A 25,904-nucleotide genomic window follows, 5' to 3' on the forward strand; every position below is an offset into this window, starting at 1 on the left:
ATCCTCGGACATGAACCCCTCCTCCACGACACCGGAGGTCCCCGTGCCCCCATCCGGATGGCAGCCGCCGGAGAATCTCACGCCCGGCGAGCGCCGCTTCGTGCTCATGTTCGCCGGCGTCTGGCTGGTGTTCCTGGCCTGGCCGATCTTCGAGACGGTCACCGCCCCGGGCCCCTCCACGGCCGCCCGCGTGCTCGCGCTGGCCGCCATCATCGCCTTCGGCGTCATCTACCTGGCATCGTTCGTGCGCTCCCGGCCGATCCAGGGCCTGTCCCTGGCGGCGAACACGGCGGTCCAGACGGCCGTGCTCACGGCGCTGATCGCCGCGGCCATCCCCGCCGCCGGCGCCACGGTGGCGGGCATGGTTCCGTACCTGATGGCCCTGTGGATGTTCACCCACCGACTGGTCGTCGGCGTGCCCATGGCATTGGTCATGGCGATCGCGGGCTCCCTCGGCGTCGTCGTCATCGCCGGTGCCGAGTTCCGGTTCGCGCTGATCACCCCGATCATCTTCACCGCCGGGATCATCACCCTGTTCCGGCTGGCCGACGAGCACTCCGAAGTCGAGCGCCAACTGTCCGAGCGCGTGGCGCTGTCCGAGCAGCGCGAGGAACTGGCCCGCACAGTCCACGACGCCCTGGGCCATTCGCTGACGTCGATCACCGTGCAGGCGCAGCTGGCCAGACGGCTCGTCGGCGACGACCCCGCCGCCGCGGAGCGCCAGCTCGACGGCATCCTGGCCACGGCGCGCGATTCATTGCGCGACGTCCGCTCCACGGTCGAATTCCTCGACGCCCCGGGCCTTGCCGACCAGCTCGACCTCGCCCGCGCCACGCTGGCCGCCGCCGGCATCGAGGCCGACGTCCCGGCCGCCGCCGACCTGCCCGCCCTCGAACCCGGCCATCGGCGCCTGTTTTCGTGGTGCCTGCGCGAGGCCGTCACCAACGTCGTCCGGCATTCGGGGGCGAGCCGGTGCCGCATCGAGATCCTCGGCGCCACCGATCCGGCCACTTCGGCCGGCGGCGCGGTGCTGCGCGTCATCGACGACGGCGCGGGCATCCCCGGTGGCATGGGCGGCGCGGCCGTCGCCGCGGGAACGGGCCTGCGCGGGCTCGCCCGCCGCGCCGAGCGCGCCTCCGCGCGGCTGACCATCACCGACGCCGCGTCCGATTCCGGGGACGACCACCATCGCCCCGGCACCATCCTTGAGGTGCGCGCATGACCGCCGAACACCGCACCCGTCCGATCCGGCTGCTCGTCGCCGACGACCAGGAACTCGTCCGTGCCGGATTGTCCCTGCTGCTGGGCATGGAGCCCGACCTCGACGTCGTCGTGCAGCTCTCCGATGGCGCCGACGTCGCCGACGCCGTCGCCGAGCACGGCATCGACGTCGCCATCCTCGACATCGAGATGCCCTACGACGGCCTCCGCGCCACCGCCGACATCGCCGCGCTCAATCGGAACGGCAGGGACGAGGGGCACGACGGGCGCGGCAGGGACGACGCGCACCAGGGCAGCGGCGACGGCGCGTGCCGGGTGCTCATCGTCACCACCTTCGGGCGCACCGGTTACCTGCAGCGGGCGATGGCCGCCGGCGCGTCGGGGTTCATGGTCAAGGACGCTCCGGCGGAAGCCCTGGCCCAGGCGGTGCGCACCGTCAACGCCGGGGGCCGGGCGGTCGATCCCGCGTTGGCGGCGGAGGCCCTGGCCGCCGGTCCGTCCCCGTTGACGGCCCGCGAGATGGAGGTCCTCTCGGCCGCCGGCGACGGTTCCTCGGTCCGGGCGATCGCCTCCCGCCTGCACCTCGCCCCGGGCACCGTGCGCAATCACCTCTCCTCGGCGATCGCGAAGACGGGGGCGTCGAACCGGATGGAGGCCAATCGCACCGCGCAGGCCCGCGGCTGGTTGTAGCGTCGCCCCCATGACCGCGCCGAACACGACCAGCACCGACCGCACGCGCCTGACCGGGGCGATCGCCGTGGTGGTGGGTGCGCGGGGAGGGATCGGCACGCGGGTCGTCGCAAAGCTGCGGGCCGCGGGCGCGACGGTCGTGGCCGCGGACCTGCCGGACGTCGACGCCTCGGACCCGGCGTCGCTTGCGGCTCTGCTTGACGACGTCGCCCGCCGCCACCACCGCATCGACGTCCTCGTGCATGCGGCGGGGATGGTGTCCAACGAGGATTTCGGCGCGCGGACCACGCAGGACGTCGACGCCGAGCTCGCCGTGAATCTGGCGTCGCCGATGCACCTGGTGCGGATGGCGCTGCCGCTGCTGAAGAAGGGGCGGCTGCACGAAGTCGTTGAGGCACCCGGGCGCCGAGGCTGGATGCCCGGTGCGGGTCGGCGGCGGAGGAAGCCGGTGCGGTCGCACGTCATCGTCCTGGGTTCGCTCGGCGGCGTGATGCCGATGCCGGATCAGGCGGTGTACGCGGCCGGGAAGTTCGGGCTGCGCGGGGCGATGCTGTCGCTGGGGATGAGCCTGCGCGGCGACGGCATCGCCGTGACCTCGGTACTGCCCAGTTCCGTGGACACCCCGATGCTGTGGCGCGAGGTCGCCGAAGACGGCAATGCGCTGCAATTCCTCGGGCCACCCCAGTCGCCGGAGACCATCGCCGACGCCGCGCTCGGGGTGATCGGCCGCCACGTAGCCGAGGTCTTCCCCAACCGCGTCGACGGAGTGCTGGCGCGCGCCGCGATGCTCGCCCCGGGGCTGCTGCCCCACATCCTGCCGCGGCTGGAACCACTGGGCCGCCGGGGCATGGCCCGATACCGGGCGGAGCTCGTGCGGCGCGGTGATCTGCCGCCGTCCACGAGCTCCACCCGCACGCCCGGCAAGTAAACGCCAGTCACGGACGTGTCAGCATTCCCGTACCGTGGGCGCCACCATGACTGACGCACGCGCATACTCCGCCACCGACCACGATTCGCGCCGGGATCACCCCGACTCGCGCACCACCGACCACAACGCCTGGCCGATGGCCATCATCACCGTCCTCGGCGTCGCCGCCGCGATCGTCATGGCCTTCATCGGCAGCGGCGCCCTCGGCGGCACGCCCGTGGCCGAAGCCGCCGGCGGCGCACTGTCCGCCGACGCGACGCCGCTGGCACCGGCCGGCACCGCCTTCAGCATTTGGAGCGTCATCTACGCGGGGCTGGCCGCCTACGCCATCTGGCAGCTGTTCCCCGTCGCCCGCCGCTCCGAGCGCCAGCGGGTGCTGCGCCCGTGGGCGATCCTGTCCGCCCTGCTGAACGGAGCGTGGCTGTGGACCGTCCAGTTGGAGATGCTGTGGCTGTCCGTCGCGGTCATCGTCGTCCTGCTCGCGGTGCTCATCCGCATCCTGTACATCCTGGGCCGCCCCCGTACCGGCGGGATCGTCGAGCTCGTCCTCACCGACGGCACCTTCGGCCTGTACTTCGGCTGGGTCCTGGCGGCGGCGTTCGCCAATTTCTGGGCCACCATGTCCGACCAGGGCTTCACCGCCTTCGACGAAGTGGGCACCGGCGTCACCGGCATCACGGTCGCGGCGATCGTCGCCATCATGGCCGCGATTCTCGACGGCGGCCGCATCGCCCCGGCGCTGGCCACCTCGTGGGGCCTGGCGTGGATCGCCGTCGCCCGCACCGAGGGCTCCTTCGAGGACCCGGGCCTGGTCTGGGCCGGCGCCATCGCCTCGGCGGCAGTGCTGCTCGTCGCCATCGCCCGCCGCGCGACCATGGCCGCCTCCTCGCGCTGACCCTCGTCGGCTGATCCGTCGGCCGATCCGGTGGCCGTGACCGGCGACGGCCGCAGCCGGGTAGAGTCTCCGCCAGCCATCGCCCGGTTCCATCTCCCGGGCCCGGTCCCCGAGGAGGTCACGTGGCGTCACGCATCACCGGCGGCCGAGGCACCGGCGCAGTATTCGCCACCGTCGCCGCGCTCATCTTCAGCGCCGGCTGGGCGGCCAACCACTACGCCTCGGTGATCACCGCCCTGCGCGACGGGCTCGGCCTGTCGCCGGTGCTGCTCAACGGGGCGTTCGCCATTTACGCCGTGGGCCTGGTGCCCTGCCTGCTGGCCGGCGGCATTCTCGCAGATCGGATTGGCGCGCGCCCAGCGGTCCTCGCCGGCGGCGCCATCGCCGCCGCCGGCAACCTGCTGATCCTGCTGTGGTCCACCACCGCCGGGCTGCTGACCGGACGATTCATCGTCGGCCTCGGCGTCGGGCTAATGATCAGCGCCGGCACCGCCTGGGCCGGCCGCCTGCGCGGGACGGCGGGCGTCACCATGGCCGGGATCGTGCTGACCGCCGGTTTCGCCGTCGGCGCCATCGCCTCCGGCGGGATCGTCCACGCCCTGCCCACCCACTCTGCGGTGACGGCGGCGTTCCTCACGTCGGTGGTCCTGTCGGTGCTCGCCGTGGCGGCGTCGGCCATCGTCGGCGACGCCCCCACGCCTCCGGCTCCTGCTCCGGCGCGGGCGGACGGGGACTCCGGAGCGTCGCAAAGCAATCCCGCGAACCCGAATCGCCGCAGCATGGGCCGCGCGCTGGCCACCGCCCTGCCGATGTCACTGTGGGTGTTTTCGTGCGTGACCACGTCGTTTCTGGTGCTCGCGGCGCGGGTCAGCGAGCGCGTCGACTCCGGCGCGCTGCTGCCTGGCATCGCCGCGGCGCTGGCGTTCGGCGCCGGAGTCGTGGCGCAGAGCCTGGGCCGGACGCTGCACTGGGGCCCGCGCTCGGGCATCGCCGGCGCACTGCTCGCCGCGGCGGGCATGACGATGGCCGGCCTCGGCGGCACCGTCCCGCCCGTGTGGCTGTTCATCGTCGCGTCGGTGGTCCTGGGCACCGCGTACGGGCTGTGCCTGCGCGAAGGCCTCCTGGACATCGACGCGTTCTCGCCGCCGCACCGCCGCGGCACGGCGATCGGCGTCTATTACGTGTTCACCTACCTCGGTGCCGGCACGGCCGTACTGTTGGAATGGCTGCTGCCCATCGCCGGGCCGACGCTGCCGCTGCTGGTCATCTGCGCAATCGCGCTGGCCGCCGCCGCAGTGCGCACGGGCCAGGTGCGCGCCGGGGTCTTCGCGGGGCGGTGACGGGCGCACCCGCACTTCCCCCGCCTCCTGCCTGTGATCTGCACGACAGTGGCGTAACGTCACTGAGCAATCTGCGGGACCGCGAAGGAGGCATGGACGATGAACGCTGCGGCAACGAAGCCCAGGTCGGCGGGGCTGGTGTTCGCCACCGTGGCCACGCTGCTGCTCAGCGCCGGCTGGGCGGCCAACCACTTCGCCTCTGTGCTCGTCGTCCTGCGCGACCAGCAGAATTACTCGCCCGTCCTGGTCAACGGGGCCTTCGGCATCTATGCGCTGGGGCTGGTGCCGTGCCTGTTGTTCGGCGGCATCGTCGCCGACCGCATCGGCGCCCGCCCGGTGGTGCTCACCGGCGGCACGATCGCGGCGCTGGGCAACCTCAGTCTCCTGCTGTGGCACGGCGCGGCGGGCCTGATGATCGGCCGCTTCATCGTCGGCCTCGGCGTCGGCCTGGCCGTCAGCGCCGGCACCGCATGGGCGGGCCGGTTGCGCGGCGCCAGCGGCGTGACGCTGGCCGGCATCATGTTGACCTCGGGCTTTGCGACGGGACCCATCGCCTCCGGTCTGCTGGCCTATTTCTTGCCGGCCTCGGCGACGGTCGCCGTGCCGTTCATCGTGACCGTCATTTTCTCGCTGGTCGCCGTGGCGGCCTCCGCGGTGGTCGGCGACGCGCGCCACGAGCCGGTGGAGTTGGGCGCCGCATCGCGGGATGCGGGCGATGACGGGGACGGTGGCGTCGCAAAGCAATCCGTCCCGGACCGCGACCCGGACCATGGCCACCGGCGCGGGATGGGCATCGCGCTGGCGACGTCGCTACCCATGGCACTGTGGGTCTTCGCGTGCGTGACCACCGCATTCCTGGTCCTGGCGGGGCGGGTCAGCGCGCATTTCGACTCCGGCGTGCTGCTGCCGGGCATGGCCGCCGTGTTCGCCTTCGGCTCCGGGCTGACCGCCCAGGCGCTCGGCCGCAAGTACGGGTTCGGGCCGCGCTCGGGCATCGCCGGGGCCCTGTTCGCCGCCGCCGGCATGACGCTGGCGGGACTCGGCGCGGCGACGCCGCCCGTGTGGCTGTTCATCGTCGCGTCCATGCTGCTGGGCACCGCCTACGGGCTGTGCCTGCGGGAGGGGCTGCTGGACATCGAGACGTTCTCGCCGCCGCAGCGGCGCGGCACGGCGATCGGCATCTACTACGTGTTCACCTACCTCGGCTTCGGCCTGCCCGTGCTGCTCGAGGCCCTGCTGCCCATCGCCGGGCCGTCCATCCCCCTGTTCGTGCTCGCCGCCGTTGCGCTGGGATCCGCGATCGTGCGGTTCACCCAGCTGCGCGGCGGGGTTTTCGCGGGGAGGTGACCGGATGCTCGTGGCGTCCCTGTTCATAGCGATCGGCGTCGCGGCCATCGCCGCCGCCGTCATCTGGTTCGCCCTGCGCCACCAACGGTCCGAGCGCCGGTTCCGCACCGAGGCCGTGGTCGTCGCATCGACGGGCCGGCCCGGCGACGACCTGCGCGCGATGGTCCTCGAGGTCACCGACCGCGACGGGACCACCCGCATGGTCACCGACACGTTCTACAGCAACTTCGCCGCCGGACGGGTCGGACAGATCGTCGAGGTGGAGATCGAGCGCCCCTCCCCCGACGGTGAACCCGGCCGCGTCCGCGTGCCCCGGCAGGCGGACCCGACGTTCGTGCTCAACGCCCTGCTGGCCGCCGCCGGCATCGCGTTCCTGCTGGCCGGGATGTTCGTGCTCATGCAGGCCGTGGCCGGGTAAGGTACTTGCCTTGCCGCGGTCCACGCGCGACCGGCGGCACCGCACCAGCTGCATTGCCAGCACCAGCTGCACGATCAGCACGATCAGCACGATCAGCACGACCAGCACAACCATGGAGGACCACGGCGTGAACATCACCATCATCGGCGGCTCGAAGGGCACCGGGGCCCACTTGGTCACCGTCGCCACCGACGCCGACCACGACGTCACGGTGGTCTCCCGCAGCGGCACGGCCCCGGCCGGCGCGCGGATCGTCACCGGCGATGCCGCCGACCCCGAGGTGCTGCGCGAGGCGCTGACCGGCGCCGATGCCGTCGTGGTCACCGTCGGCGGGGCGAAGGGCGTGGACAATCAGCGGGCGAAGGTCACCCGCGCGGTCATCTCCGCGATGGAGGAGGCCGGGGTGCGCCGCCTGGTGGTGCAGTCGTCGCTGGGCGCGGGCGATTCCGCCTCCCAGCTCCCCGCCCCGCTGCGGGTGCTGATGAAGGCCGTGCTGGCCAAACCCCTGGCTGACCACGACGAGCAGGAGGCCGCGGTCTTCGCCTCGGACCTGGACTGGACCGTCGTGCGCCCGACCGGCCTGAAGGACAAGCCCGCCACCGGCACGTGGCGCGCGCTCGAAGTGTCCGACGAGGGCACGCTGTCGGGCCAGATCCCCCGCGCCGACCTCGCCGCCTGCATCCTCGGGGTCCTCGGCGACGACGCGACGATCGGCAAGGCACTGGGCGTGTCCAGCTGACGCGGGCGCTTCCATCGCCGCGGCACGCCGCACCTGACCCGCCGCTTCCCGCACGTACCCTGTCGCCATGAGGAAAGCCGCCGAGGATCGCTACCGCCAGCTGCGGACCACCGGCCGCGTGGACATCCCGCAGTCCATGCGCCATTTCCTGCTCATGCTTGTGCTCGCCCTGATGTTCACCATCGTCGGCGCAGGGATGGTGTACGGCGCCATTGTTTACTCCGACTCCTGGTCCGAGGTCGCGAGCCTCCCGGAATCGTGGATCGGGCTGGTCTCGGTCTTGTTTTTCGGGGTCCTCGGCATCCCCGCAATTCTCATCCAGATGCGCTGGCGCGCGGTGTTGACGCTGACCTGGCACGGCATGGCCGAACACCGCATGAAAAAGGGCGAGCGACTCACGACCTCCGCGACCTCATGGCGCGACATCGAAGGCTTTTCCGCCCAGTACACCGGCGGCCGTTGGCACACGAAGGGCCAGTACACGGTATTCATGCATCTACGTCCCGAGGTCCATGCCCGCTATCGCGCCAGCTTGTCCCCGATGATGGGCGGATTGCAGTCGCTCAACGAAAAATTGTCGGCTCCGGGCACGATTGCTTTGCGACGCTTCGCGGGCGGCCCGAAAGCCCTCCATGAACTGTTGGAACGTGCTCACCGGGAATTCGGATCGGATTCACCCCGCGGTCCCCATCATTGATCGTCGGGGATTGGCACCATTGCCGCGATGGCCCTATGCGAGTGCCACGCTCGAATCCCCGGAGATCACCTCGAGAGTGAGTTCACCGCCGATCGCTTCGACGTACGACCGCACGGTCGAAATCTTCGAGTTGTCCAGCTCGCCGCACTCGATCTTCGACACTTGCCTCTGCGAGACGCCGATGCGCTCGGCCACCGCGGCTTGGGTTAGGCCGGTGGCATTGCGGATCTCTCGGAGTCGGTATGCGCGAACTCGCGCGAGCGCCAGCTTCTTCTCAGTCTCCACGGCCTTGCGGTCCACGGGGTGCTGCGCAAGAAAGTCCTCCAAGGACATCGCCATGTCAATCATTCCCTTCCAAGGTCCGAAGATGAGCCGCATATCGGTCATCCGATGCTCCGAGGGGAGAGCAGCGTCCCACTTGCCCGCAGGCTAGAACCCACAGGTTCTACCGTCAAGACCCGGGTCACTGACCGCCACTCCCCAGCACCTCATAAATCTGGTTCACTGGCGGCATGTCCCTCATGCGCCGATACCGTTCCACCGGAGCCGACCCCCTATTCGGCGATCCCAGGCGCGCGCACCGCGGCGTGTCGATGGAGGGCTACTTCTGGCGGATCACCGACCCGGACACCGGCCGCGTGGTCATCGCCCTGTGCGGCGCGAACAAGGGGCCGGACGGCACGTGGTCGACGATCGGCCTGGCATCGTGGCCCAACGGGTTCGTGCGCACCGAGGCCCTCGACGGTTCCTGGACGGACCCGGACGGCCTCGGGGTCCGGGGCGGATTTTCCGCCTCGAACGGCGACCGCCCCGCCTTCGAGGGCAACGACCGCGAGCTCCACGTCGACCTCGGCGAGGACGCCCGTCTCGACGTGACGTTCCACGATCTCGCCCCCTGGCCGCACAAGATCGCCGGTGGCTCGAGCGTCTTCCAGACCATCCCGGCGCTCAACCAGTACTGGCACCCGTGGCTGCCGGGCGGCCGCGCGTCGGGCACCGCGACCATCGGCGGCGAGACCTGGGAGTTCGACGGTGCCCAGGTCTACTCGGAGAAGAACTGGGGCCGCGAGGGCTTTCCGGATTCCTGGTGGTGGGGCCAGGCGCAGGGCTTCGACGAGCCCGGCGCGTCGCTGGCGTTCGCCGGTGGGCTGGTCACGTCCGGGCCGCTGAAGGTGGAGGTGACGGCCCTGGTGGTCATGCTTCCCGACGGTCGCGTCATCCGCCTCGGCGATCCCGTCGTCAGTCCCGTGACCACGACCACCGCGGACGAGGAGTGGACGTTGTCCGGCCGGGGGTTCGGCTGGCGCATCGAGGTCGAGGCGTCGGCTCCCCTGGACCAGGCCTTCGTGCTTCCGGTGCCGCTGCCCAGCGAGCACCGCAACACCCCCGGCGACCTCGAGCACCTCGTGGGCGATCTTAAGGTCACGGTGTCGCGGTTCGGCAAGCACGCCTGGACCGGCACCACCTCCCTGGCCGCGCTCGAGCACGGCGGCCTGGACCGTGCCCGCGCCGAGCTTCGCCGCCGCGGACTGGACGACACCCTGACCCACGCCCCTCCGGCCACGACACCCGACCCCGACAATCCTGGGAGTACCCGATGACCACGCGAATTCTCCACGTCGCCACCAACGTCGACCGCTACGACACCGACCCGGACGTCCCCACCGGGCTGTGGCTGTCGGAGCTCACCCATGCCTGGGAGGTCTTCGAAAAGCACGGATTCGAGCAGACCCTGGCCAGCCCGGCCGGCGGGTTCGTGCCGCTGGAGCCGAAATCCCTGAAGTTCCCGTTCTACGACGCGTCCGCAAAGGCGTGGCACGGGGATCCGTCGCGCATGGCGCTGTTCGGCGACACGGCGCGTGCCGACGACCTCGACGCCGCCGATTTCGACGCGATTTACTTCACCGGCGGCCACGGCGTCATGTTCGACTTCCAGGGCAGCGCCGGCCTCCAGCGGCTGACACGGGAGATCTTCGAGCGCGGCGGCGTCGTCGGCGCGGTGTGCCACGGCTACTGCGGGCTGCTGGACGTGACGCTGTCCGATGGCACCCACCTCGTCGATGGCCGCGCGGTGACCGGGTTTTCCTGGCGGGAAGAGGTGGCGGCGGGCGTCGCAAAGCTCGTGCCCTACGACGTCGAGGCCGAGATCAAGGCCCGCGGCGCGGAGTACGGGAAGAACCCGATCCCCTTCGGCCCGCACGTGGTCGCCGACGGCACGCTGATCACCGGGCAGAACCCGACGTCGGCGAAGAAGACGGCGGAGAAGATCGTCGAGGTGCTGGGAGCCTGACGACGATCCTCGACGGGACGCCCCGGAACGGAGACGCGTCCTCCTAGCCGCAGAAAAATACATCGGACGCGGAACCTCTACATACTGGATGCCAATGCACAATCCAGCGACCTGACCGTTCGGCAACATGGCTTCATCGAAAGAGCCGTGCCGTGACGACCAGAATCCAGAGGAGAGCCATGACCGATCGCATCCAGTTGCACCAGCATGAATTGGAATTGATCCGGCGATGGCATCGGGCCCATATTCGAGCTGCGCATGAGAGCGAGGGTTTTCGGCGCGGTTGGCGGGCAGAGAATATGACGCCCCACGCAGCGGAGGCACGTGAGTTCCTGGAGAAGCTGCGCAGGACCCGAGACCTTTCGGCATTCCAATCCGACACAGATCGTTGGATCCGGAGTTTCAAGTCCGGGTTCGCGGGGGCCGCCGGCCAGATGATCATCAATCAGATCGTCAAACTGAGCCCCGAACCCGACGCCGCCGTCACGGTTCTGCTCGACGCATTGACTGCCCCGGCAGATGCCGAGGATGCGGCTCGAAAAGTCCGGGTGCTCGCGGATTACCTGGATTCGATCAAGCTCGGATCGCACCCGAGCCCGGCGCGCGCCCCCTTCGTCGCGTCGTACTACTGGGGATTGGACCAACCGCAGACGTGGCCGGTGGCATGGCCGAACTCGACGAAATACGTGGACTACTGCACCGGAATCCCGAGCTACGACGACCAAGGTGATCGGTACTTGGAGCTCCACCGCTTCGCCACGGAGATCGATGGTGATGTGGTCCGGTTCGAGGAGACCGCCGCGTGGTGGGCAGACACGGAACCGCCCATTCTCGATGAATCGCTGTGCGACCGCGCGGCGTGGCGCATCAAGGAGCTCACCGAAAACGTGGATCCACGGCAATTCCGTTGCAACGCTCAGGCGTTGGTCAACGTCGCCGCCCACCTCGGTTCTGCGCTGGAAGCGGATGTCTCCAAGGCCGCGAATCGGACGCTCAAGGCCAGCAAACCCCCGGTCATGTGGCACAAGGAGCGGCCTCGCGGTGACATGTGGGTCGACTGGAAAGTTCCCGGTACATACGGGCTTTCGGTCCGCGCATGGCTCAATGAACATGGGCTCGCCATCGGCCTGCGGCCCTACGCGCATGGGGATGCGGGAGCAACGGAGGAAGCCGTGAGCATCATCGGTTCCCAGCCGGTGGAGGGGTATGAGGTCATCGCGGGTGGACGCACGGGCGTCGGCCAGGACCGTGGCTTCGTCGGCGGAGGCACCGGCGAAGTCCTCTACGGGCGTTGGTTCGATCGCCATGATTTCTCGACATTGAACCTTCCCGAGGAATTGGCACGAACTGCGAGTGACGTCACGCCGCTGATGGCCACGATGCTCGGAGAGGCCGATGACCGGGACGAGGATGACGATCTCGGCGAACTCGTCGCCGAGTTCACCGCGGAGCGGTACCCGACCGAAGACGACGAACAACACCGGGCCGATCTCCGTGACTTCGCCAGACTCATCGAACGAGAGGAATTGCCGGTCATCGGAGCAGCGGAGCTCCGGCGAATCTGGAACTCACAGCGCTACGGATCAACTGGTCCGATGTCCGTTCTCAACACCAGCATCCGCGATGCCGACGAGTCCGAGTACACGCGAATCCTGTCCAGCATTTCCTACCTCTGCTGGGGCGACGGACCCGTCGAAGCCCGAATCGACCGGCTTCTCGAAGATGACGAACTGAGGGTTCGGGGCCTCGGCGAATCGGTGATCATGAAATTGCTCGCGATCTCCCATCCGGACCGGTTCATTACCGTCTACCCATACACGGGCCCCAAGGGAAAACTGAAAATGCTTCGCGAACTTGGGCTCAACGCCCCCGAGGTTTCCTCGCGGGGCGAGCTCCAGGTGAAATCCAACGACATGTTGAGAGAAAGGCTCGATCGCCACTTCCCCGGCGATCCCTGGGGAATGGGCTCCTTCCTCTATTGGCTGACCGAACGCGGCACGGTCGAACCGTCCGATATCGAATCCGATCCGCTCGACAATGTCGCGGAGGAGCTCCTCGTCGACCGCGAGTTCATCGACGACATAGTGGCGCTATTGGAAGACAAGGGGCAGGTCGTTTTCTACGGTCCGCCAGGCACCGGCAAGACGTATTTCGCCCGCAAGCTCGCAGCCGCGCTGGCACCGGATCCGGAACGACGGCCAATCGTGCAGTTCCATCCTTCGACTTCGTACGAGGATTTCTTCGAGGGATATCGCCCGGAGACCGACGTACACGGAGCAATGTCATACCGGCTCAAGCAAGGGCCGCTCGCGGACCTGGCGGCACGAGCCGCCGATGCGTCCCGGCTGCGCCACGTCATGATCATCGACGAGATCAACAGGGCGAATCTGCCAAAGGTCCTCGGCGAATTGCTCTTCCTTCTGGAGTACCGGGGCACCCCGGTCCGCACCCTGTATCGACCGGATGATCCCTTCGTGCTGCCGAAAAACGTGTGGTTCATCGGCACCATGAACACTGCGGATCGGTCCATCGCGCTCGTCGACGCCGCATTGCGCCGGCGATTCCACTTCGTCCCGTTCTTCCCGAATCACGGCAAGATGGCGGGTCTGCTGAAAAAGTGGTTGGAACGACATGGGGAACCGGCATGGGTAGGTGAACTCGTCGGCCACGTCAACGATGAACTCGAACGGGAACTCGGCGGTCCCCACCTGCAGTTGGGGGCGAGCCATTTCATGAAGCCGGGCCTCGACCAGCATTCTTTGCGCAGAATCTGGGAATACAACATCGAACCGTTCATCGAAGACCAGTTCTTCGGCGATTCCGAGCTGATCGCCCGTTTCCAATTCGACCAGGTGTGGGCCCGCTTCGAGGACATCGCCCGAGAATCAGTCGCGGAGGGTTCCACCACTCCGCTCGAAGACGGCTGAGCGACATGGTCGTTATCCCCGAACACTCAGCGGTTGACCTCGACCTCACCCGTCGCCAAGCGGAAGCCCTGCAGAAGACCGGGTACGTCACCGTCAGCCCGCTTGCCGGCGACCGGTGGCGGGTGGCGACGTCGTCTTTCGTCGGTTCACTGGCCGCGGACGATATCGAGCTCCTGATCCGCCCGAAGACCAATCCGGAGAATCTCTTCCTGTTGCTGGAACCGGGACTTCCCCCGCATGCGTGGCGGCGGGAGCTCTTCGACTATGGCGCAACTTCTGACCTGCTTCCATCCGTCATCGCCTTTTTCTCGAGAACAGTGGAAACCGCACTCGGGCGCGGTATCGTGCGCGCCTACGAAGCCCGCGACGACGAATTGATCGCTTTACGTGGCCGGATGGACGTGACGGGGCAGTTCCGACGAGGCGGCGTCCTTTCCCCGCTCGCCTGCACTTTCGACGAGTACTCGCAGGACACTCCGGAGAACCGGGCATTGAAGGCTGCGATCCGCATCGCGCTGCGGATGCCGCGGCTGCGTCCAGAAATCCGACGTCTGCTCATGCATCAACTGACGGCTCTGGAGGAATCGCGTGACGTGGTCGTGGGTGCCGGTGACATCGACGCCATCCAGTTGACGCGACTCAATCGGCATTACGAGCCCGCGCTTCGACTCGCCCGGCTCATTCTGGCCAATCTTTCGCTTGCCGACGTTCACGGCACCACCAGGGCCCAGTCGTTCATGGTCGACATGAACGATCTCTTCCAGCGGTTCATCACGGAACGACTTAGTCGCGCGCTGCGCGGAAAGGCGACGGTAAGGAGTGAACCCACTCACCACCTGGGCGTCCATCGACAAATCTCGATGCAACCGGATCTCGTCTTCGCCTCCCCCGACGGGACGCCCCGGTTCGTCGCCGACGTCAAGTACAAGATCGCCTCCGACGCCCGCGCCCGGAGCCAGGACTATTACCAGCTGCTCGCGTACGTGACTTCCTTGGACCTTCCGGAAGGAATGCTGATCTACTGCAGCTCCGATGCGGGCGGCTCCCGGCGCACGGTCCCGGTCCACAACACGGATAAACGGCTCACTGTCAGGGCGCTTGACCTCACCGGATCACCCGACGACGTCGATCGTCAGATCCATCTGCTCGCCGATGACATAGTGGTGGCCATGACCCGCATTCCCGCCCGCGCCTGAGCACCCGCCCGACCCACGAGGATCACCATGGCCGACCATGTCCCGGGAAGGGGCGGCCCGTCCCCGGCGACCGCCTCCCGAACGCCCGATGACCTGTGGCGGGAGCTGCGTGCCAACGGCACCGTGATCCTCGAGCCGGTCAGACTCGAGCTGCGCTGGATCGCGGCGGGGATCGCGGGCGTCGCGCTGCTGATTTCAGTGGCCGGCGTGATCCTCGTGCTCACCGGTGCCGCGGAGATCGGGCTCGCGGCGTTCGGGGTCACCGGCTTCGGTCTGCTCATCGCGGGCACGCTGGCCCGCGTCAGCCTCGTTTCGCGCGAATCGCACTGGGTCATCGACCGCAGTGGCCTCACCATCGGCGGCGTCGGGCCGATCCCGTGGACCGACGTCGCGCCGACGACTTCGCGGATGGAACAGTCGCTTTACGACGAAGGCCGCTCCCTCACCCTGGTCCTCCCCTTCACCGAGCACGGCAGCCGGCGGGCCGCGCTGCTGCCGCCGCACGCGAAGAATGTGCTGGATCCCGGACGCAGCCGGGCGTTACTCGGCGGCGAACGCCCGATGTCCTCGATACGGATCCCGAACATGAAGGGAACACGGCGCGGGGACGTCGCGAGGTTCCTCGACGGCGCGATGGATTGTGCGCGCCGGGGCTTTCTCTGAGCCGGAGATGGGCGCATAATGTGAGGCGCGCCACTCGGGGCGCGCCACTCGGCGTGCATCCCGGGCAGCACAATCCCAGCGGTACGGAAGCACGGAAGCAAGGAGCCGATCATGGCCAATCTGTCCACCTACATCGCTTTTCCCGGCAACGCCGCCGAGGCATTCGCCCACTACCACGAGGTTTTCGGCGGTGACCTGAACCTGATGAAGTACGGCGACACCCCGCCCATGGAGGGCATGCCCTTCGAACCCGACCCCAACCTGGTCGCCCACGCCAAGCTCGATCTGCCCGGCGGCACCATCACCGGCGGCGACGGCATGCCCGGCGAGGAGTACGTGATCCAGGGCTCGATCTACTCGCTGCTCTACGAGTTCGACGACGTCGACGACGCGAAGGCCAAGATCGACGCGCTCGTCGCCGCCGGCGGGAAGGTCAACATGCCGTTCGAGCAGGCCCCGTGGGGCGCGCACTACGGCCAGGTCTTCGACAAGTTCGGCATCATGTGGGCGTTCAACGTGGAGCCGGAACGCTCCTGATCTGCCGGCGCCGACCCGTCGTCAAGCAAGCACCTACAGCTTCTTGACCACGCTCGACTTCAGGTACATCTGCCCCGCCCCGGGGACCTTGGCGTCGATGTCGTGGCCGTCGACGGGGTCGGCCAGCAGGCGGATGCCGGTGACCTTGGTGCCGATCTTGATCGCCCCGCCGCCCTTGACCTTGAGGGACTTGACCACGGAGACGTCGTCGCCGTCGGACAGCACGTTGCCCACGGCGTCCTTGACCACCGACGCCGAGGCGGCTGCGGCGGCCTCGGCGGCTTCGGCCTCGCCCGGCACCCACTCGTGCCCGCACATGGGGCAGATCACCGACGAGCCGGACTCGTAGGTGTACTCGCTGCCGCACTCGGGGCAGGGCGGGATCTGGGCGGCGTCGTCGGTCATGGTGGCTCCGGGGCTGGTGGGGGCGGGTTCGGGCAGGTTGCTTGACGACGATCCTACCTGCGCTTTCATCCGCCCCAACCGTCGGCGGACCTACAGAGTCCTCTTGAATCCGACGTGGCTGGCGCCGTAGCCGAGGCGCTCGTAAAACGCCTGATCGCGGACCCGGGAACGGTCCGTGGTCACCTCCGCCAGCGTCGCTCCCCTGGCCCGGCCATGCTCGTGGGCCCATTCGATCATCGCCGAGCCCAGTCCCATGCCCGTGGTTTCCGGCGCCACGCGCACACCCTGGACCTGCAGCCTGGTCGCGCCATTGCGCGACAGTCCCGGCAGGATCGACAGCTGCATGGTGCCCACCGTCGCCCCGACCTCATCCTTGACCACCGCCAGGTACTGCCCGGAATCGCGCGACACCGCATCGAATGCGGTCTCGTGGGCCGCCTGCCCGTCGTCGTCCCGGGCGCGGGACTCGCGTGCGGCGACGGGCTCGTCGTCGGAGAGCAACGCGACGATGCCGGCGATGTCGGACCGGTCCGCGCGCTGCACGCGGAAGGACCGGCCCGCGACCCGCAGCAGGCCGCCGACCGATTCATGAGCGCGGCACCGGATGTCGCGGACCAGCGCGTCGAGCCAGCCGCCGACGCTCGCCCGGGCCTCGGCGGTGTCCGGGTAGCGGCACCGCAGGTGCAGGCCCGTCTCATCGAGGATGAACCACAGCATCACCCCGTCCGGGCGCACGCTGGCCCCGACGTACTGGGCGCCCAGGCCGATCGAATCGACGCGAACGGGCAGCCGGCGCAGGTCCAGCCATGAAATGGCGAACATGCCCGGCGAATCCGGCAGCCCGCCCCACGGCTCGACGATGTCCTCCAGCGGCCACGATCCCAGGCGCACCGCCTCCTTGACCGCCGCCGCGCAGGCCTTCGGCTCGGGATCGCCCGACTCCAGCACCGAGTTCGTGATGAACCACCCCACCGAGTCATGCCACGTCCGGTCGTACCTGCTGTGCACCGGGAACACCGCCCGCAGCGGCGCGCCCGCCAGCTCGCGGGTCACCGCCGTCATCGCCGCGACGACCGTGGACAGCGACGACACCCCGTCCCCGCGGGCCTGGGCGGAAAATGCCGCGGCATCGTCGACGTCGAGAACGTCGCGGACCTCCACCCGCTCGACATGCGGACCGGGGACGCCCAACGGCAGCGGGAACCTGGGCATGCCGCCGCCGCTGGCGCCGAGGACCTCCGCCCACCGGCGGCGGACCTCCTCCGGTGCCGGGCGGCGGGTGCGCATCCCCTCGGTGTGTTCGGCGAATGCGGGCACACCCGCCAATTCTGGGACCCGGTCACCGGTGGCCTCCCCCAATGCGCCGAGCAGATCGCGGAGGATGACCAACATCGACCACATGTCCGTATGCGAATGGTCCACGCCGATGATCACCGTCGTTTCCGACACCGCGTGAATTGCGCACAATCGATGCGACGGCGCCGAAAATGGCGTGCAATGGTCATCGAGCACGCGGCGCAGCGCCTCGTTCATCGCTTCCCCGGGTGCGACGTCGTGGTCGACCCAGCCGCCGGGGGCCACCTCGATCTCCTCGAGCGCGAAGTCATCCTCATCGCCGGATTCCCCCTGCACGAACACGGTTTTCAGGGCGCCGTGGCGCTCGACGACGGCCAGCCACGCCGCCGCGAGGCGCGCGGGATCGACCACGGTGGGCAGCGTGAAGGCGATGGCCATCCACGATCCCGGCCGGTCGCCGTGGGCGACGTGGCGGCGCTGGTCGAATGAGATCGGCAATTCGCGGCCGGTGCGGGAAACGCGGACGTCGTATCCGGCAAGTCGACCAAAGGTAAGCCCGAGGTGCGCTACATTAGTTAATCTCACGCATTTCACCCTACGACGCAATTGCGCACCCATGGGAACAAATGCGATTACGACATTTAATGGATACAATTCCGAAACGTGCAGGAAATGGAGCAGATCAGTGGACCCATCGACGAACGGCCGGTTTTCGGTGCCCGGAGCCGAGTTGGCCACCGAGTTCAGCGACGAGGGCGGCCATCCCGTCGTCCAGCTCCACGGGCTGACGTCGAGCCGGGCCCGTGACCGTCTGCTCAACCTCGATTTGGGCCGTGGCCTGCACGGCACGCGGTTGCTGCGCTACGACGCCCGCGGCCATGGCGAGTCGACGGGCCGACCCGTCGCGGAGGATTACCGCTGGCCGAACCTGGCGGAGGACCTGCTCCTGCTCCTCGACGAATGGTTCCCCGGCGAGCGCGTCCACGGCGTCGGCCCGTCGATGGGCTGCGCGACGATGCTCCACGCCGCGTTGCTCGACCCGGGGCGCTTCGCCGGCTTCACGCTGATGGCCCCGCCGACGGCGTGGGCATCGCGCATTGCGAAGGCGGCGGATTATGAGCGGACGGCGGATCTCGTCGAGAAGCACGGCGTGGATGCGCTGCTGGCTATCGAGCGCGACCACATCGACCCGCCGGCCATCGCGGGCAATCCGCCGACCCGGCCGCACGTGGCCCCGGCGTTGATGCCGTGGGTGTTCCGCGGCGCCGCGATGAGCGACCTGCCCGCCCAGAGGGCCCTGACCACCATCGATGCCCCGACGACGCTGCTGGCGTGGACCGAGGACCCCGCCCACCCGTTGACCACGGCGCAGGCGCTGGCGAAGCTGCTGCCGAACTCCGTGTTGCACGTCGCGTCGACGCGGGCGGAGGTCGATCGGTGGCCCGGGATCTTGCTTGACGACGTCACGGCCATCGGAGAGGCCACCGAACGGCAGTGACGTGCGGGCCGGATCAGCCCTGTCCGAGCTCGACGATTCCGAAGGGCGCTCCCTGTGGGTCCGCGACCACGGCGTAGCGGCCGTGCGGGGAATCCTGGGCCTCCATCATCGTGGTGCCGCCGAGTTCGAGGACCTTTGCGACGGTCGCGTCGGCGTCTTCGACGGCGAAGCTGACCTGCCAGTGCGACGGCACGCCCTCGGGCAAAATGCCCGCAGCGTTCATCAAGCCGGCACGGGCACCATCGCCGGGGGCGTTGGTGACGTACGGCGCCCCAGCCTGTTCCTCGGTGGCGTTCTCCCATCCGAACACCTCGCGGTAGAACGCCGCGTCGGCGTCGAAGGACGTGCTCATCGAGTCGAACCACACGGCAGTCCCGGGTCGGCCCGAGGTGTCGAATCCCTCGAAGGACTCCGGCTGCCACAGGCCGAAGGCCGCCCCGGACGGAGCCGAGACGATAGCCATGTACCCCATGTCGCCGATTTGCATCGGGGGGACGAAGACCGTGCCGCCATGCTGCGTGACGCCGGCCAGCGCCGCATCCATGTCCTCGACCTTGAGGTAAATGGTGAACCAGGCGGGCATCGACGGGTCCAACTCGCCCTGCTCGTTCAAGTTCAGCGCCGCGCCACCGACGGGGACCCCGACGTCGACCATTTGGTAGTTGCCGAATTCCTCGCCGGTGGTGGTGAAGTTCCAGCCGAAGATTTCACGGTAGAAGTTCATCGCCGCGTCCAGGTCGGTGGTGCCCAGGTCGACCCAGATAGGGGTGCCATTGTCGATGCTCATGAGGTTCCTTCCTCCGAAAAGCCCCGGGGCCGGGGTGTGCGCGAGGATACCAACGGATTCCCGGTCGGGTCAGGGGGCGGAATCACCCTCTTCACCGTCGGCCCCTTCGCTGCTAACCCACCTCGAATTGCGAAAAAGGCCTGTTTTAACGGGTGGGTTAGGACATTCGAGGTGGGTTAGCGTGCGGCCGCTTCGCCGCCATGTGGGCCACCGCGACCAGTCGCACCGTCAGACGCACCGCCCGTCATTCGCGGCGCCCACATAGCCATCGCGCGCGATCGCGGTAGCCGTGTCGGGCACCCGTATCGTGCGTACACTGCGCCGCATGAGGGCCCATTCACCTCAGAAACCATTCGCATCCATGCTCATCGCCCTGCTGGCGATCGCATTTGCCCCGGTGCCGGCCGCCACCGCCGCGCCCGCCGACTCGGCATTTGCGACACGGGCCGATCGACTCGGGATCCCCGGCGGTGCCGTCGCTCACATCGACGATGGCACCGTCACCCGCACCGAGATCTTCGGCCACGACGGCAATGGAAACCCCGTCAACGGCGCCACGCCGTTCCTGTGGGGCTCGGTGTCCAAACCGGTTGCGGCGGCCGTCGTCAAGCGCCTTGCGGACGAGGGGACGCTGAATCTCGACGCTCCGGCCAGCACGTATGCGGACGGCGCGCCGGATGCGCCGGTCGGGTCCCTGCTCGACCACACGGCGGGACTGGGGTTCGGGGCCGAGCTTCTCGACGTCGACCGCCCCGAAGCCACGGCGTCGGAGATTCTCGCGGACCCCGGCGTCGCCGATTCCATCGCCTCCACCGGCGGACGGCCAGGAGAGCACCACTACTCGAGCCTCGGGTACCTGGTCCTGCAGGCCGTCATCGAAGGGGCGACGGGCGGCACCTACCAGGACGCGGTCGCGGCCACGCCGGGCGCAATGGATGTCGGGGCGTCATCCGGGGAATGCGCCGGCGTGCCGCGGGGGCACCGGCTCGCCGGACCCTTCGCGTGGCCGATGGACGGCGGTTACGACGGCGCCGGCGCAGCCTACGGATACGCCTGCGGCTCCATCGGCGACCTCGCCGAGTTCGCGGTGTCCCAGCTGGATTCGTCCGTCGCCGCGGCGGCACGGCTCGAGGGCACCCAACCGACGTCGGCCCCGCACCAGCTTTACGGGCAGGGCTGGCGCATCTCGGCTCCGGAGACGGGCCCGACAACCGTGTGGCACACCGGAACCGTGCCGGGGTATTTCTCTGCGATCTACCTCGACCCGGAGTCGGGCGACGGTGCCGTCGTACTGCTCAACGCCTCCGGCTACCTGCACGAAGAAGTGCTCGCCGCGTTGACGGCCTCCGCATTCGGGGGAAACACCGCCCCGCCCGCCGGCACCGGTTCCGAGGATGAGGCGTCCGGGGTCGGGGGCATGGCGGTCATCGTGCCCGCGGCACTGCTCGGACTGGCGCTGCTGGCGCTGGTCCTGGGCTGGCTCGGCCGCCGCGCGGTGCGGGCCCGGACGTGGGTCATTGGCGCGGTCGCGGTGACGGCCGCCGCGCTCATCGCCGCGCCCCTGCTGATGGGCGTGCCGCTGCGTTACTTCTGGCTGTGGGAACCGGGCATCGTCATCGCCGCCGCCGCGATTCCCGTCGCCATGCTCATCGCCGCCGTCATGTCGGTACGGGGCCGTCGTCGCAGGCACCCCGCGTCGCCGACGTCCGTTGGCCGCCAGACTCCCGCCGACTGAGCCGCCGAATAGACTGGTTCCCATGAACGACCTGACCATCGCCCCCGGACCGGGCGTCCCCGGTGGTCTCGTCATCGCCGCGGCCGACCTGACGGAGCGTTTCGCGCGCTCGTCGGGCCCCGGCGGCCAGGGTGTCAACACCACGGACAGCAAGGTCCAGCTGTCGGTGGACATCGCCGAGGTCGGGGTGCTTGACGACGCCCAGCGCCGCCGCATCCTCCGCAACCTCGACAGCCGCCTGGATGGCACGGTGCTCATGGTCAGCGTGTCCACGCAGCGGTCGCAGATCCGGAATCGGGCCGAGGCGCGCGAGCGGATGGCCGCACTGCTGCGCGACGCGCTGGCCCCTCCCCCGCCGCCGCGGCGGAAAACGAAGCCGACGCGCGGTTCGGTCCGGCGCCGGCTGGCCGCGAAGAAGCGGCGGTCGGAGCTGAAGTCGCAGAGGCGCAGGCCCAGCGACTCCTGATTCGGACGCCGTCACCCGCCCCCGTAGATCCGTTTCGCTGCTGAATCGCCGCCGAGCGTTTACCATGGATTCGTGGAAAAGATCAAGACTAAAGGCATCGGTAATGACTCCCGCGCGCAGTTCTTCACGCGCCCCGGCAGCACGCGCGAGGGGTACGGGTGGGGCCGCATCATCGCCGCATTCGTCGTGCTGGCGGTTGCCATCGCCCTGCTGTCGGTGATCGGCGGGCTCATCGCCGCCGCCGTCGCCCCCATCGACGAGTCGGGCCGCGCGAACTCGACCGCCGGGCAGATCCTCCACCTCACTCTCCCGGTCGCGTCGTGGTGGCTCGCGGTGATCGGCGTCGCCCGTTTCATGTTCGGCATGCGCTTCGGCGACCTCATTTCGCACACGCGCCGCATCCGCTGGGGCCTGCTGGGATCCTCGCTGCTCGTGGGCCTGATCGGCTTCGCGGCGTCGGCGGCGATCATCACGGTGCTCAAGGGCCAGTCCTTCGGGTCCGTCACCGGCCCCGTGGCTCTGGCACTGGTGGCGATCGTCCTGCTCGTGCCGCTGCAGGCTTCCGCCGAGGAGGTGCTGTTCCGCGGCTTCGCCATCCAGACGGTGCTGGGCAAGCTCGGGTGGTCGACGAAGAAGTTCTGGATCGTCGCGTTCGTGTTCTCCGCGGGCTTCGCCGCCGCCCACGCCACCTCCGACGTCGCCACGGGCGTGTCCTACGTCCTCTTCGCCCTGCTGTTCGCGTGGCTGGCGTGGCGTTTCGCCGGCATCGAAGCCGCGATCGGCGTGCACGTGGCCAACAACGTCATCTCGCTGGCCTTCGGCGTGCTGCGCGGCGAGGATCTCCTGGGCAACCAGTCCGACGTCGCGGCCAGCATGCTCCACCTGGCCATTCAGCTCGGCTTCGCCGCCCTCATCTGCTTCGTCGTCGTGGTCATCGCGCGCCGTTCCACCGAACGCGCCCACTAGCCCCCGACCACTGACCCCCGACTACGCCTCGAGCACGTAGCGCAGGATCTCCACGACCTGCCCGGTGGTCGTGCACCACGCCTGCGCGGCGGCGTCGACTTCCTTGAGCGGGTGGACGATCGATTCGTCGTGAAGCGTCACGTAGGGCTTGTCCAGCGCGGCGCAGTAACCGGCGTCGAACGCCGCATTCCACTGCTTGTACTGGTCGCCGAAACGCACGACGACCAGGTCCGCCTTCGCGATGAGCGTCCGCGTGCGAATTGAGTTGACCTTCGACGACTGGTGGTCGCGCCAGAACCCGGCGGGCGCCTCGCCCAGGTGGTCGCCGGCGGCGTCGCTGGCCGGGTGATCGGTCACCGGGGCGGTGAACACGACGTCGAGGCCGGCGGCCTCGGCACCGCGCCGGATCTCCTCGCGCCAGTCGGTGTGGATCTCGCCGGACAGGTAGACGTTGAAGCTCACAGCAGGTTCCCCTTCATCATTGCCGCATCACTGGGTCGTTGTCATGACCCCAATTCCTCGACCGACCGTACCCAATGCCCCGCCTTACCGCGCGGGCACCTCCCCGAGTTCCCACGCTCCCAGCGCCGACGATGGCTCGAAGCCGAGCCGCCGGTTGATCGCCAGCATCCACTCGTTCTCCCCCGCGTTCCACGTGTGCAGCCGGGCGACACTGGGGCGCACGCTCCGCAGTTGCCGCAGGTTGGCGGCCTTCACCGCCATCCCCAGGCCGTGCCCACGGTCGCTGCCGCGCACGAAGGTGTCCATTTGGAATGCCACCCCGGGACGCCCGTCGGGGCACTCGACGTACGTGTAGGCGACGGGCTCTCCTTCGTCGTCAAGCGCGACCGCCCACGCTCCGAGCCGAGCGGCGGCGACAATCATCGCGTCGTCCCGGCGAATCCGCTCGGCATCCCATCGCTCCTCTTCCATGGGGCGATTTCCGTGCGGGGCCTCGATGTTCATCCGCGCGCGGAGTCGCGCCATCCCGCCGAGAAGCTCCGGCGGGGTCGGCCCGGTCCAGGTGCGCAGGGCGTAGCGCCCCTGCTTTGCGACGCCCACGTCCCCGCCCCACGCCCCACCTGCAGGTTCTGCCGACAGCTCGAGGGTCGAGGCGACTTCGACCTGGTCCAGGGCGAACCCCTTCTCCTGCAGCCATGCCGTGACCGCGGTGGCCTCGACCGCGCCCTCACCGGAAGCGGCGGCGATGGTCGGCCGGTCCATTCGCGACGGTTCCCACCACGTCATCGAGGTTCGGCCTTGCTCGTCGCAGTAGCCGAGCAATTCGGGCCACGCCGCATCGAGGACGCTGCGCGGATCGACGCCGGGCACGGTGCGAAATTCTGCGTGGATGTGGTGCACGTTGTCGTGGCGCGGTGCATCCACCCGCAGAAAGCCCGCGCAACGGTCACCGTCGTAGGCCATGAAGAACACCATGTGCTCTGGAGAGTCCTCGGTGGCGTACGCAGCGAGTTCGGTGGCCGTGTAGGCAAAGTCGGGGTGACCGAGGTTCGCCATGTCCGCCGCCTCCCACAGGCGGTCGGCATCGATGGCGGCCCGCGTGGGGTCCGTGGGAGTGCCGAGTTTTTCGTGGCGCTCAATGCGGTAGGTGCTCACCGAGCCGATGGTAGCGGCGGCCCATCAGCGGCGTCGTGGGGCGAATTCCGGCCGACCCTCGCCCGGATCGACGGGTTTCCTCGGTGGAGTCGAAATCTCCGTGGGCCTGCTCGCCTACATCCTGACCAAGCACGAAACCGGCAGCACGCTGCTCGCCGCGCTCGCATTCTCGGTCGGCTTCATCGCCCTCTATCTCGCCCACTCGGAGCTATTTACCGAGGGCTTCTACTACCCGATCATGGCGATTTTCGACGGTCGCGGGACCTGGCTCGAGCTGATCCGCCTGTGGCTGGTCACGCTGGCGACGAATCTCCTCGGCGGGTGGGTGACCATCGGCCTCGTCGTCGTGGCCCTGCCCGAGTTGTCGCACGTGCTCGTGGACTTGTCGCACCATTTCCTCGACATCGGCCTGAGTTGGCAGGGCGCCGCCCTGGCGGTGCTCGCCGGGCTGGCCATCACCCTCATGACCAGGATGCACGCCGGCACGGACGACACCGGCCCCGTTCTCGTCGCATCGGTGACCGGCGCGTTTATCCTCACCGGTGCGTCACTGTTCCACTCCGTCCTCGATTCGATCATCATCTTCGGCGCCATCCACTCCGGGGCCGAGGGCATCGGCTACCTCGACTGGTTGGGCTGGGTCTGGTGGGTCATCCCGCTCAACATCATCGGCGGGATCGTGTTCACCACCGGGCCGCGCCTCGTCCGCAGCCGCGAAGTCCGCGACGATGACAACGGCAGCACCGCCGGCTCGATGAGCAAGCGCTGACGATGAAAACCGCCAAACCGAACGAGGTAAGTCCATTCCACCGCCCGGACAGGGCCAGCAATGGCCGAGCCCGTCGCATCGAGCACTGGTCAATACTCCTGGCATGGAAGCGGTGCCTACTGAGCTTTCCATCGCCTTCATTGATGGCTGTAACTCTCTAGGCCCAAGCCGACCATCGCGGTCCGAACAAAACCGCCAGCAAAACGAGCCTTTGAAGGCTAATCGCCGGGAGAGAACCCTGCAGATGCCTCACGCGCCCTTACCGGACACGTCAGCATTAAGGAGCCTGTCCGTAACACTTGCCCCGACGGCCCACATCGGACCGTAGCCGTGTGCACACCCAACGGAAACCAGCCAAGGCAATCAACGCAACTAAAACCCCTAACGCACGATAGCATCAAGGGTGCAACCACCTTCAGTGCACCTAACGATGCGGACCACGATCGACGATCGGAGAAGTTGACAAACGCACACTTT

General features: G+C 68.6%; 26 protein-coding genes. 20 read left to right on the top strand and 6 right to left on the bottom strand.

Annotated features, from left to right (window positions below):
* Nucleotides 1-10: 10 nt before the first annotated feature.
* The 9 genes from ACFWGD_RS04525 (at nt 11) to ACFWGD_RS04565 (ending at nt 8,275) form a co-directional block, all read left to right on the top strand.
* Entirely contained in the window at nt 11-1,222 is a 1,212-nt protein-coding gene (locus tag ACFWGD_RS04525) for a sensor histidine kinase (RefSeq protein WP_377777371.1), read from the top strand.
* Entirely contained in the window at nt 1,219-1,911 is a 693-nt protein-coding gene (locus tag ACFWGD_RS04530) for a response regulator (RefSeq protein WP_377777373.1), read from the top strand. Before ACFWGD_RS04525 ends, ACFWGD_RS04530 begins: the two co-directional genes overlap by 4 nt.
* A 10-nt stretch (nt 1,912-1,921) precedes the next feature.
* A complete protein-coding gene (locus ACFWGD_RS04535) occupies nt 1,922-2,839 on the top strand; it encodes an SDR family NAD(P)-dependent oxidoreductase (RefSeq protein WP_377777374.1) in 918 nt (305 codons plus the stop codon).
* A gap of 46 nt (nt 2,840-2,885) precedes the next feature.
* Nucleotides 2,886-3,734 (top strand): tryptophan-rich sensory protein, encoded by an 849-nt coding sequence (locus ACFWGD_RS04540; protein ID WP_377777375.1) that lies wholly within the window; start codon nt 2,886-2,888, stop codon nt 3,732-3,734.
* A gap of 122 nt (nt 3,735-3,856) precedes the next feature.
* The gene (locus ACFWGD_RS04545; protein WP_377777376.1) at nt 3,857-5,074 is read left to right on the top strand and encodes an MFS transporter; all 1,218 of its coding nucleotides are present in this window, start codon (nt 3,857-3,859) and stop codon (nt 5,072-5,074) included.
* 99 nt (nt 5,075-5,173) lie between these two features.
* Nucleotides 5,174-6,421, top strand: coding sequence for an MFS transporter (locus ACFWGD_RS04550; protein WP_377777377.1), 1,248 nt, complete (start codon nt 5,174-5,176; stop codon nt 6,419-6,421).
* 4 nt (nt 6,422-6,425) lie between these two features.
* Nucleotides 6,426-6,839: a DUF3592 domain-containing protein gene (locus tag ACFWGD_RS04555; RefSeq protein WP_377777378.1), complete on the top strand. Its 414-nt coding sequence runs from the start codon at nt 6,426-6,428 to the stop codon at nt 6,837-6,839.
* 127 nt (nt 6,840-6,966) lie between these two features.
* Nucleotides 6,967-7,578 (top strand): NAD(P)-dependent oxidoreductase, encoded by a 612-nt coding sequence (locus ACFWGD_RS04560; RefSeq protein ID WP_377777379.1) that lies wholly within the window; start codon nt 6,967-6,969, stop codon nt 7,576-7,578.
* 67 nt (nt 7,579-7,645) lie between these two features.
* Nucleotides 7,646-8,275: a hypothetical protein gene (locus ACFWGD_RS04565; RefSeq protein ID WP_377777380.1), complete on the top strand. Its 630-nt coding sequence runs from the start codon at nt 7,646-7,648 to the stop codon at nt 8,273-8,275.
* Nucleotides 8,276-8,308: 33 nt separating this feature from the next.
* Here the strand turns inward: ACFWGD_RS04565 and ACFWGD_RS04570 are convergent, their stop codons facing one another.
* The gene (locus tag ACFWGD_RS04570) at nt 8,309-8,662 is read right to left on the bottom strand and encodes a helix-turn-helix domain-containing protein (protein WP_377777381.1); all 354 of its coding nucleotides are present in this window, start codon (nt 8,660-8,662) and stop codon (nt 8,309-8,311) included.
* Between the two features lie 125 nt (nt 8,663-8,787).
* Here ACFWGD_RS04570 and ACFWGD_RS04575 point away from each other — a divergent pair, with 125 nt between their 5' ends.
* From ACFWGD_RS04575 to ACFWGD_RS04600, 6 genes are all read left to right on the top strand, one after another.
* Entirely contained in the window at nt 8,788-9,876 is a 1,089-nt protein-coding gene (locus tag ACFWGD_RS04575; protein WP_377777382.1) for a tocopherol cyclase family protein, read from the top strand.
* The gene (locus ACFWGD_RS04580) at nt 9,873-10,565 is read left to right on the top strand and encodes a type 1 glutamine amidotransferase domain-containing protein (protein ID WP_377777383.1); all 693 of its coding nucleotides are present in this window, start codon (nt 9,873-9,875) and stop codon (nt 10,563-10,565) included. Before ACFWGD_RS04575 ends, ACFWGD_RS04580 begins: the two co-directional genes overlap by 4 nt.
* Before the next feature lie 179 nt (nt 10,566-10,744).
* The gene (locus ACFWGD_RS04585) at nt 10,745-13,492 is read left to right on the top strand and encodes an AAA family ATPase (RefSeq protein WP_377777384.1); all 2,748 of its coding nucleotides are present in this window, start codon (nt 10,745-10,747) and stop codon (nt 13,490-13,492) included.
* A 5-nt stretch (nt 13,493-13,497) separates the two neighbouring features.
* Nucleotides 13,498-14,688 carry an McrC family protein gene (locus tag ACFWGD_RS04590; protein WP_377777385.1) on the top strand — a complete coding sequence of 397 codons (1,191 nt, stop codon included), beginning with the start codon at nt 13,498-13,500 and terminating at the stop codon, nt 14,686-14,688.
* A gap of 27 nt (nt 14,689-14,715) precedes the next feature.
* Entirely contained in the window at nt 14,716-15,351 is a 636-nt protein-coding gene (locus tag ACFWGD_RS04595; protein ID WP_377777386.1) for a hypothetical protein, read from the top strand.
* Nucleotides 15,352-15,462: 111 nt separating this feature from the next.
* On the top strand, nt 15,463-15,888 hold the full coding sequence (locus tag ACFWGD_RS04600; protein ID WP_377777388.1) for a VOC family protein: 426 nt from the start codon (nt 15,463-15,465) through the stop codon (nt 15,886-15,888).
* Nucleotides 15,889-15,921: 33 nt separating this feature from the next.
* Here the strand turns inward: ACFWGD_RS04600 and ACFWGD_RS04605 are convergent, their stop codons facing one another.
* Both ACFWGD_RS04605 and ACFWGD_RS04610 read right to left on the bottom strand, forming a co-directional pair.
* Nucleotides 15,922-16,293 (bottom strand): zinc ribbon domain-containing protein YjdM, encoded by a 372-nt coding sequence (locus tag ACFWGD_RS04605; RefSeq protein WP_377777487.1) that lies wholly within the window; start codon nt 16,291-16,293, stop codon nt 15,922-15,924.
* Nucleotides 16,294-16,383: 90 nt separating this feature from the next.
* Entirely contained in the window at nt 16,384-18,174 is a 1,791-nt protein-coding gene (locus ACFWGD_RS04610) for a GNAT family N-acetyltransferase (protein ID WP_377777389.1), read from the bottom strand.
* A 100-nt stretch (nt 18,175-18,274) separates the two neighbouring features.
* Here ACFWGD_RS04610 and ACFWGD_RS04615 point away from each other — a divergent pair, with 100 nt between their 5' ends.
* Nucleotides 18,275-19,087: an alpha/beta fold hydrolase gene (locus tag ACFWGD_RS04615; protein WP_377777391.1), complete on the top strand. Its 813-nt coding sequence runs from the start codon at nt 18,275-18,277 to the stop codon at nt 19,085-19,087.
* 13 nt (nt 19,088-19,100) lie between these two features.
* Here the strand turns inward: ACFWGD_RS04615 and ACFWGD_RS04620 are convergent, their stop codons facing one another.
* Complete coding sequence (locus tag ACFWGD_RS04620; protein WP_377777393.1) at nt 19,101-19,874, bottom strand: VOC family protein; 774 nt, start codon at nt 19,872-19,874, stop codon at nt 19,101-19,103.
* A gap of 361 nt (nt 19,875-20,235) precedes the next feature.
* Here ACFWGD_RS04620 and ACFWGD_RS04625 point away from each other — a divergent pair, with 361 nt between their 5' ends.
* The 3 genes from ACFWGD_RS04625 (at nt 20,236) to ACFWGD_RS04635 (ending at nt 23,041) form a co-directional block, all read left to right on the top strand.
* Nucleotides 20,236-21,609, top strand: a complete 1,374-nt coding sequence (locus ACFWGD_RS04625; RefSeq protein WP_377777394.1) for a serine hydrolase domain-containing protein — start codon at nt 20,236-20,238, stop codon at nt 21,607-21,609.
* Between the two features lie 22 nt (nt 21,610-21,631).
* The gene (gene arfB, locus ACFWGD_RS04630; protein ID WP_377777395.1) at nt 21,632-22,075 is read left to right on the top strand and encodes an alternative ribosome rescue aminoacyl-tRNA hydrolase ArfB; all 444 of its coding nucleotides are present in this window, start codon (nt 21,632-21,634) and stop codon (nt 22,073-22,075) included.
* Between the two features lie 72 nt (nt 22,076-22,147).
* On the top strand, nt 22,148-23,041 hold the full coding sequence (locus ACFWGD_RS04635; protein ID WP_377777397.1) for a CPBP family intramembrane glutamic endopeptidase: 894 nt from the start codon (nt 22,148-22,150) through the stop codon (nt 23,039-23,041).
* A gap of 21 nt (nt 23,042-23,062) precedes the next feature.
* On the opposite strand, the gene ACFWGD_RS04640 is transcribed toward ACFWGD_RS04635, so the two are convergent.
* Nucleotides 23,063-23,503 (bottom strand): YtoQ family protein, encoded by a 441-nt coding sequence (locus tag ACFWGD_RS04640; protein ID WP_377777398.1) that lies wholly within the window; start codon nt 23,501-23,503, stop codon nt 23,063-23,065.
* Nucleotides 23,504-23,587: 84 nt separating this feature from the next.
* Entirely contained in the window at nt 23,588-24,658 is a 1,071-nt protein-coding gene (locus ACFWGD_RS04645) for a hypothetical protein (protein ID WP_377777399.1), read from the bottom strand.
* A 7-nt stretch (nt 24,659-24,665) separates the two neighbouring features.
* On the opposite strand from ACFWGD_RS04645, the gene ACFWGD_RS04650 reads away from it, so the two are divergent.
* Nucleotides 24,666-25,427, top strand: coding sequence for a formate/nitrite transporter family protein (locus tag ACFWGD_RS04650; RefSeq protein WP_377777400.1), 762 nt, complete (start codon nt 24,666-24,668; stop codon nt 25,425-25,427).
* The last annotated feature ends 477 nt before the right edge of the window (nt 25,428-25,904 follow it).

The sequence above is a fragment of the Corynebacterium sp. NPDC060344 genome (assembly GCF_042725215.1).
In the GTDB taxonomy this organism is placed as follows: domain Bacteria; phylum Actinomycetota; class Actinomycetes; order Mycobacteriales; family Mycobacteriaceae; genus Corynebacterium.

Bases quoted from the DNA above. Each gene is read 5' to 3' on its own strand.
- ACFWGD_RS04525 (WP_377777371.1), top strand. From the start codon at position 11: ATGAACCCCTCCTCCACGACACCGGAGGTCCCCGTGCCCCCATCCGGA.
- ACFWGD_RS04530 (WP_377777373.1), top strand. From the start codon at position 1,219: ATGACCGCCGAACACCGCACCCGTCCGATCCGGCTGCTCGTCGCCGAC.
- ACFWGD_RS04535 (WP_377777374.1), top strand. From the start codon at position 1,922: ATGACCGCGCCGAACACGACCAGCACCGACCGCACGCGCCTGACCGGG.
- ACFWGD_RS04540 (WP_377777375.1), top strand. From the start codon at position 2,886: ATGACTGACGCACGCGCATACTCCGCCACCGACCACGATTCGCGCCGG.
- ACFWGD_RS04550 (WP_377777377.1), top strand. From the start codon at position 5,174: ATGAACGCTGCGGCAACGAAGCCCAGGTCGGCGGGGCTGGTGTTCGCC.
- ACFWGD_RS04555 (WP_377777378.1), top strand. From the start codon at position 6,426: ATGCTCGTGGCGTCCCTGTTCATAGCGATCGGCGTCGCGGCCATCGCC.
- ACFWGD_RS04565 (WP_377777380.1), top strand. From the start codon at position 7,646: ATGAGGAAAGCCGCCGAGGATCGCTACCGCCAGCTGCGGACCACCGGC.
- ACFWGD_RS04570 (WP_377777381.1), bottom strand. From the start codon at position 8,662: ATGACCGATATGCGGCTCATCTTCGGACCTTGGAAGGGAATGATTGAC.
- ACFWGD_RS04575 (WP_377777382.1), top strand. From the start codon at position 8,788: ATGTCCCTCATGCGCCGATACCGTTCCACCGGAGCCGACCCCCTATTC.
- ACFWGD_RS04580 (WP_377777383.1), top strand. From the start codon at position 9,873: ATGACCACGCGAATTCTCCACGTCGCCACCAACGTCGACCGCTACGAC.
- ACFWGD_RS04585 (WP_377777384.1), top strand. From the start codon at position 10,745: ATGACCGATCGCATCCAGTTGCACCAGCATGAATTGGAATTGATCCGG.
- ACFWGD_RS04590 (WP_377777385.1), top strand. From the start codon at position 13,498: ATGGTCGTTATCCCCGAACACTCAGCGGTTGACCTCGACCTCACCCGT.
- ACFWGD_RS04595 (WP_377777386.1), top strand. From the start codon at position 14,716: ATGGCCGACCATGTCCCGGGAAGGGGCGGCCCGTCCCCGGCGACCGCC.
- ACFWGD_RS04600 (WP_377777388.1), top strand. From the start codon at position 15,463: ATGGCCAATCTGTCCACCTACATCGCTTTTCCCGGCAACGCCGCCGAG.
- ACFWGD_RS04605 (WP_377777487.1), bottom strand. From the start codon at position 16,293: ATGACCGACGACGCCGCCCAGATCCCGCCCTGCCCCGAGTGCGGCAGC.
- ACFWGD_RS04620 (WP_377777393.1), bottom strand. From the start codon at position 19,874: ATGAGCATCGACAATGGCACCCCTATCTGGGTCGACCTGGGCACCACC.
- ACFWGD_RS04625 (WP_377777394.1), top strand. From the start codon at position 20,236: ATGCTCATCGCCCTGCTGGCGATCGCATTTGCCCCGGTGCCGGCCGCC.
- arfB (WP_377777395.1), top strand. From the start codon at position 21,632: ATGAACGACCTGACCATCGCCCCCGGACCGGGCGTCCCCGGTGGTCTC.
- ACFWGD_RS04650 (WP_377777400.1), top strand. From the start codon at position 24,666: ATGGTAGCGGCGGCCCATCAGCGGCGTCGTGGGGCGAATTCCGGCCGA.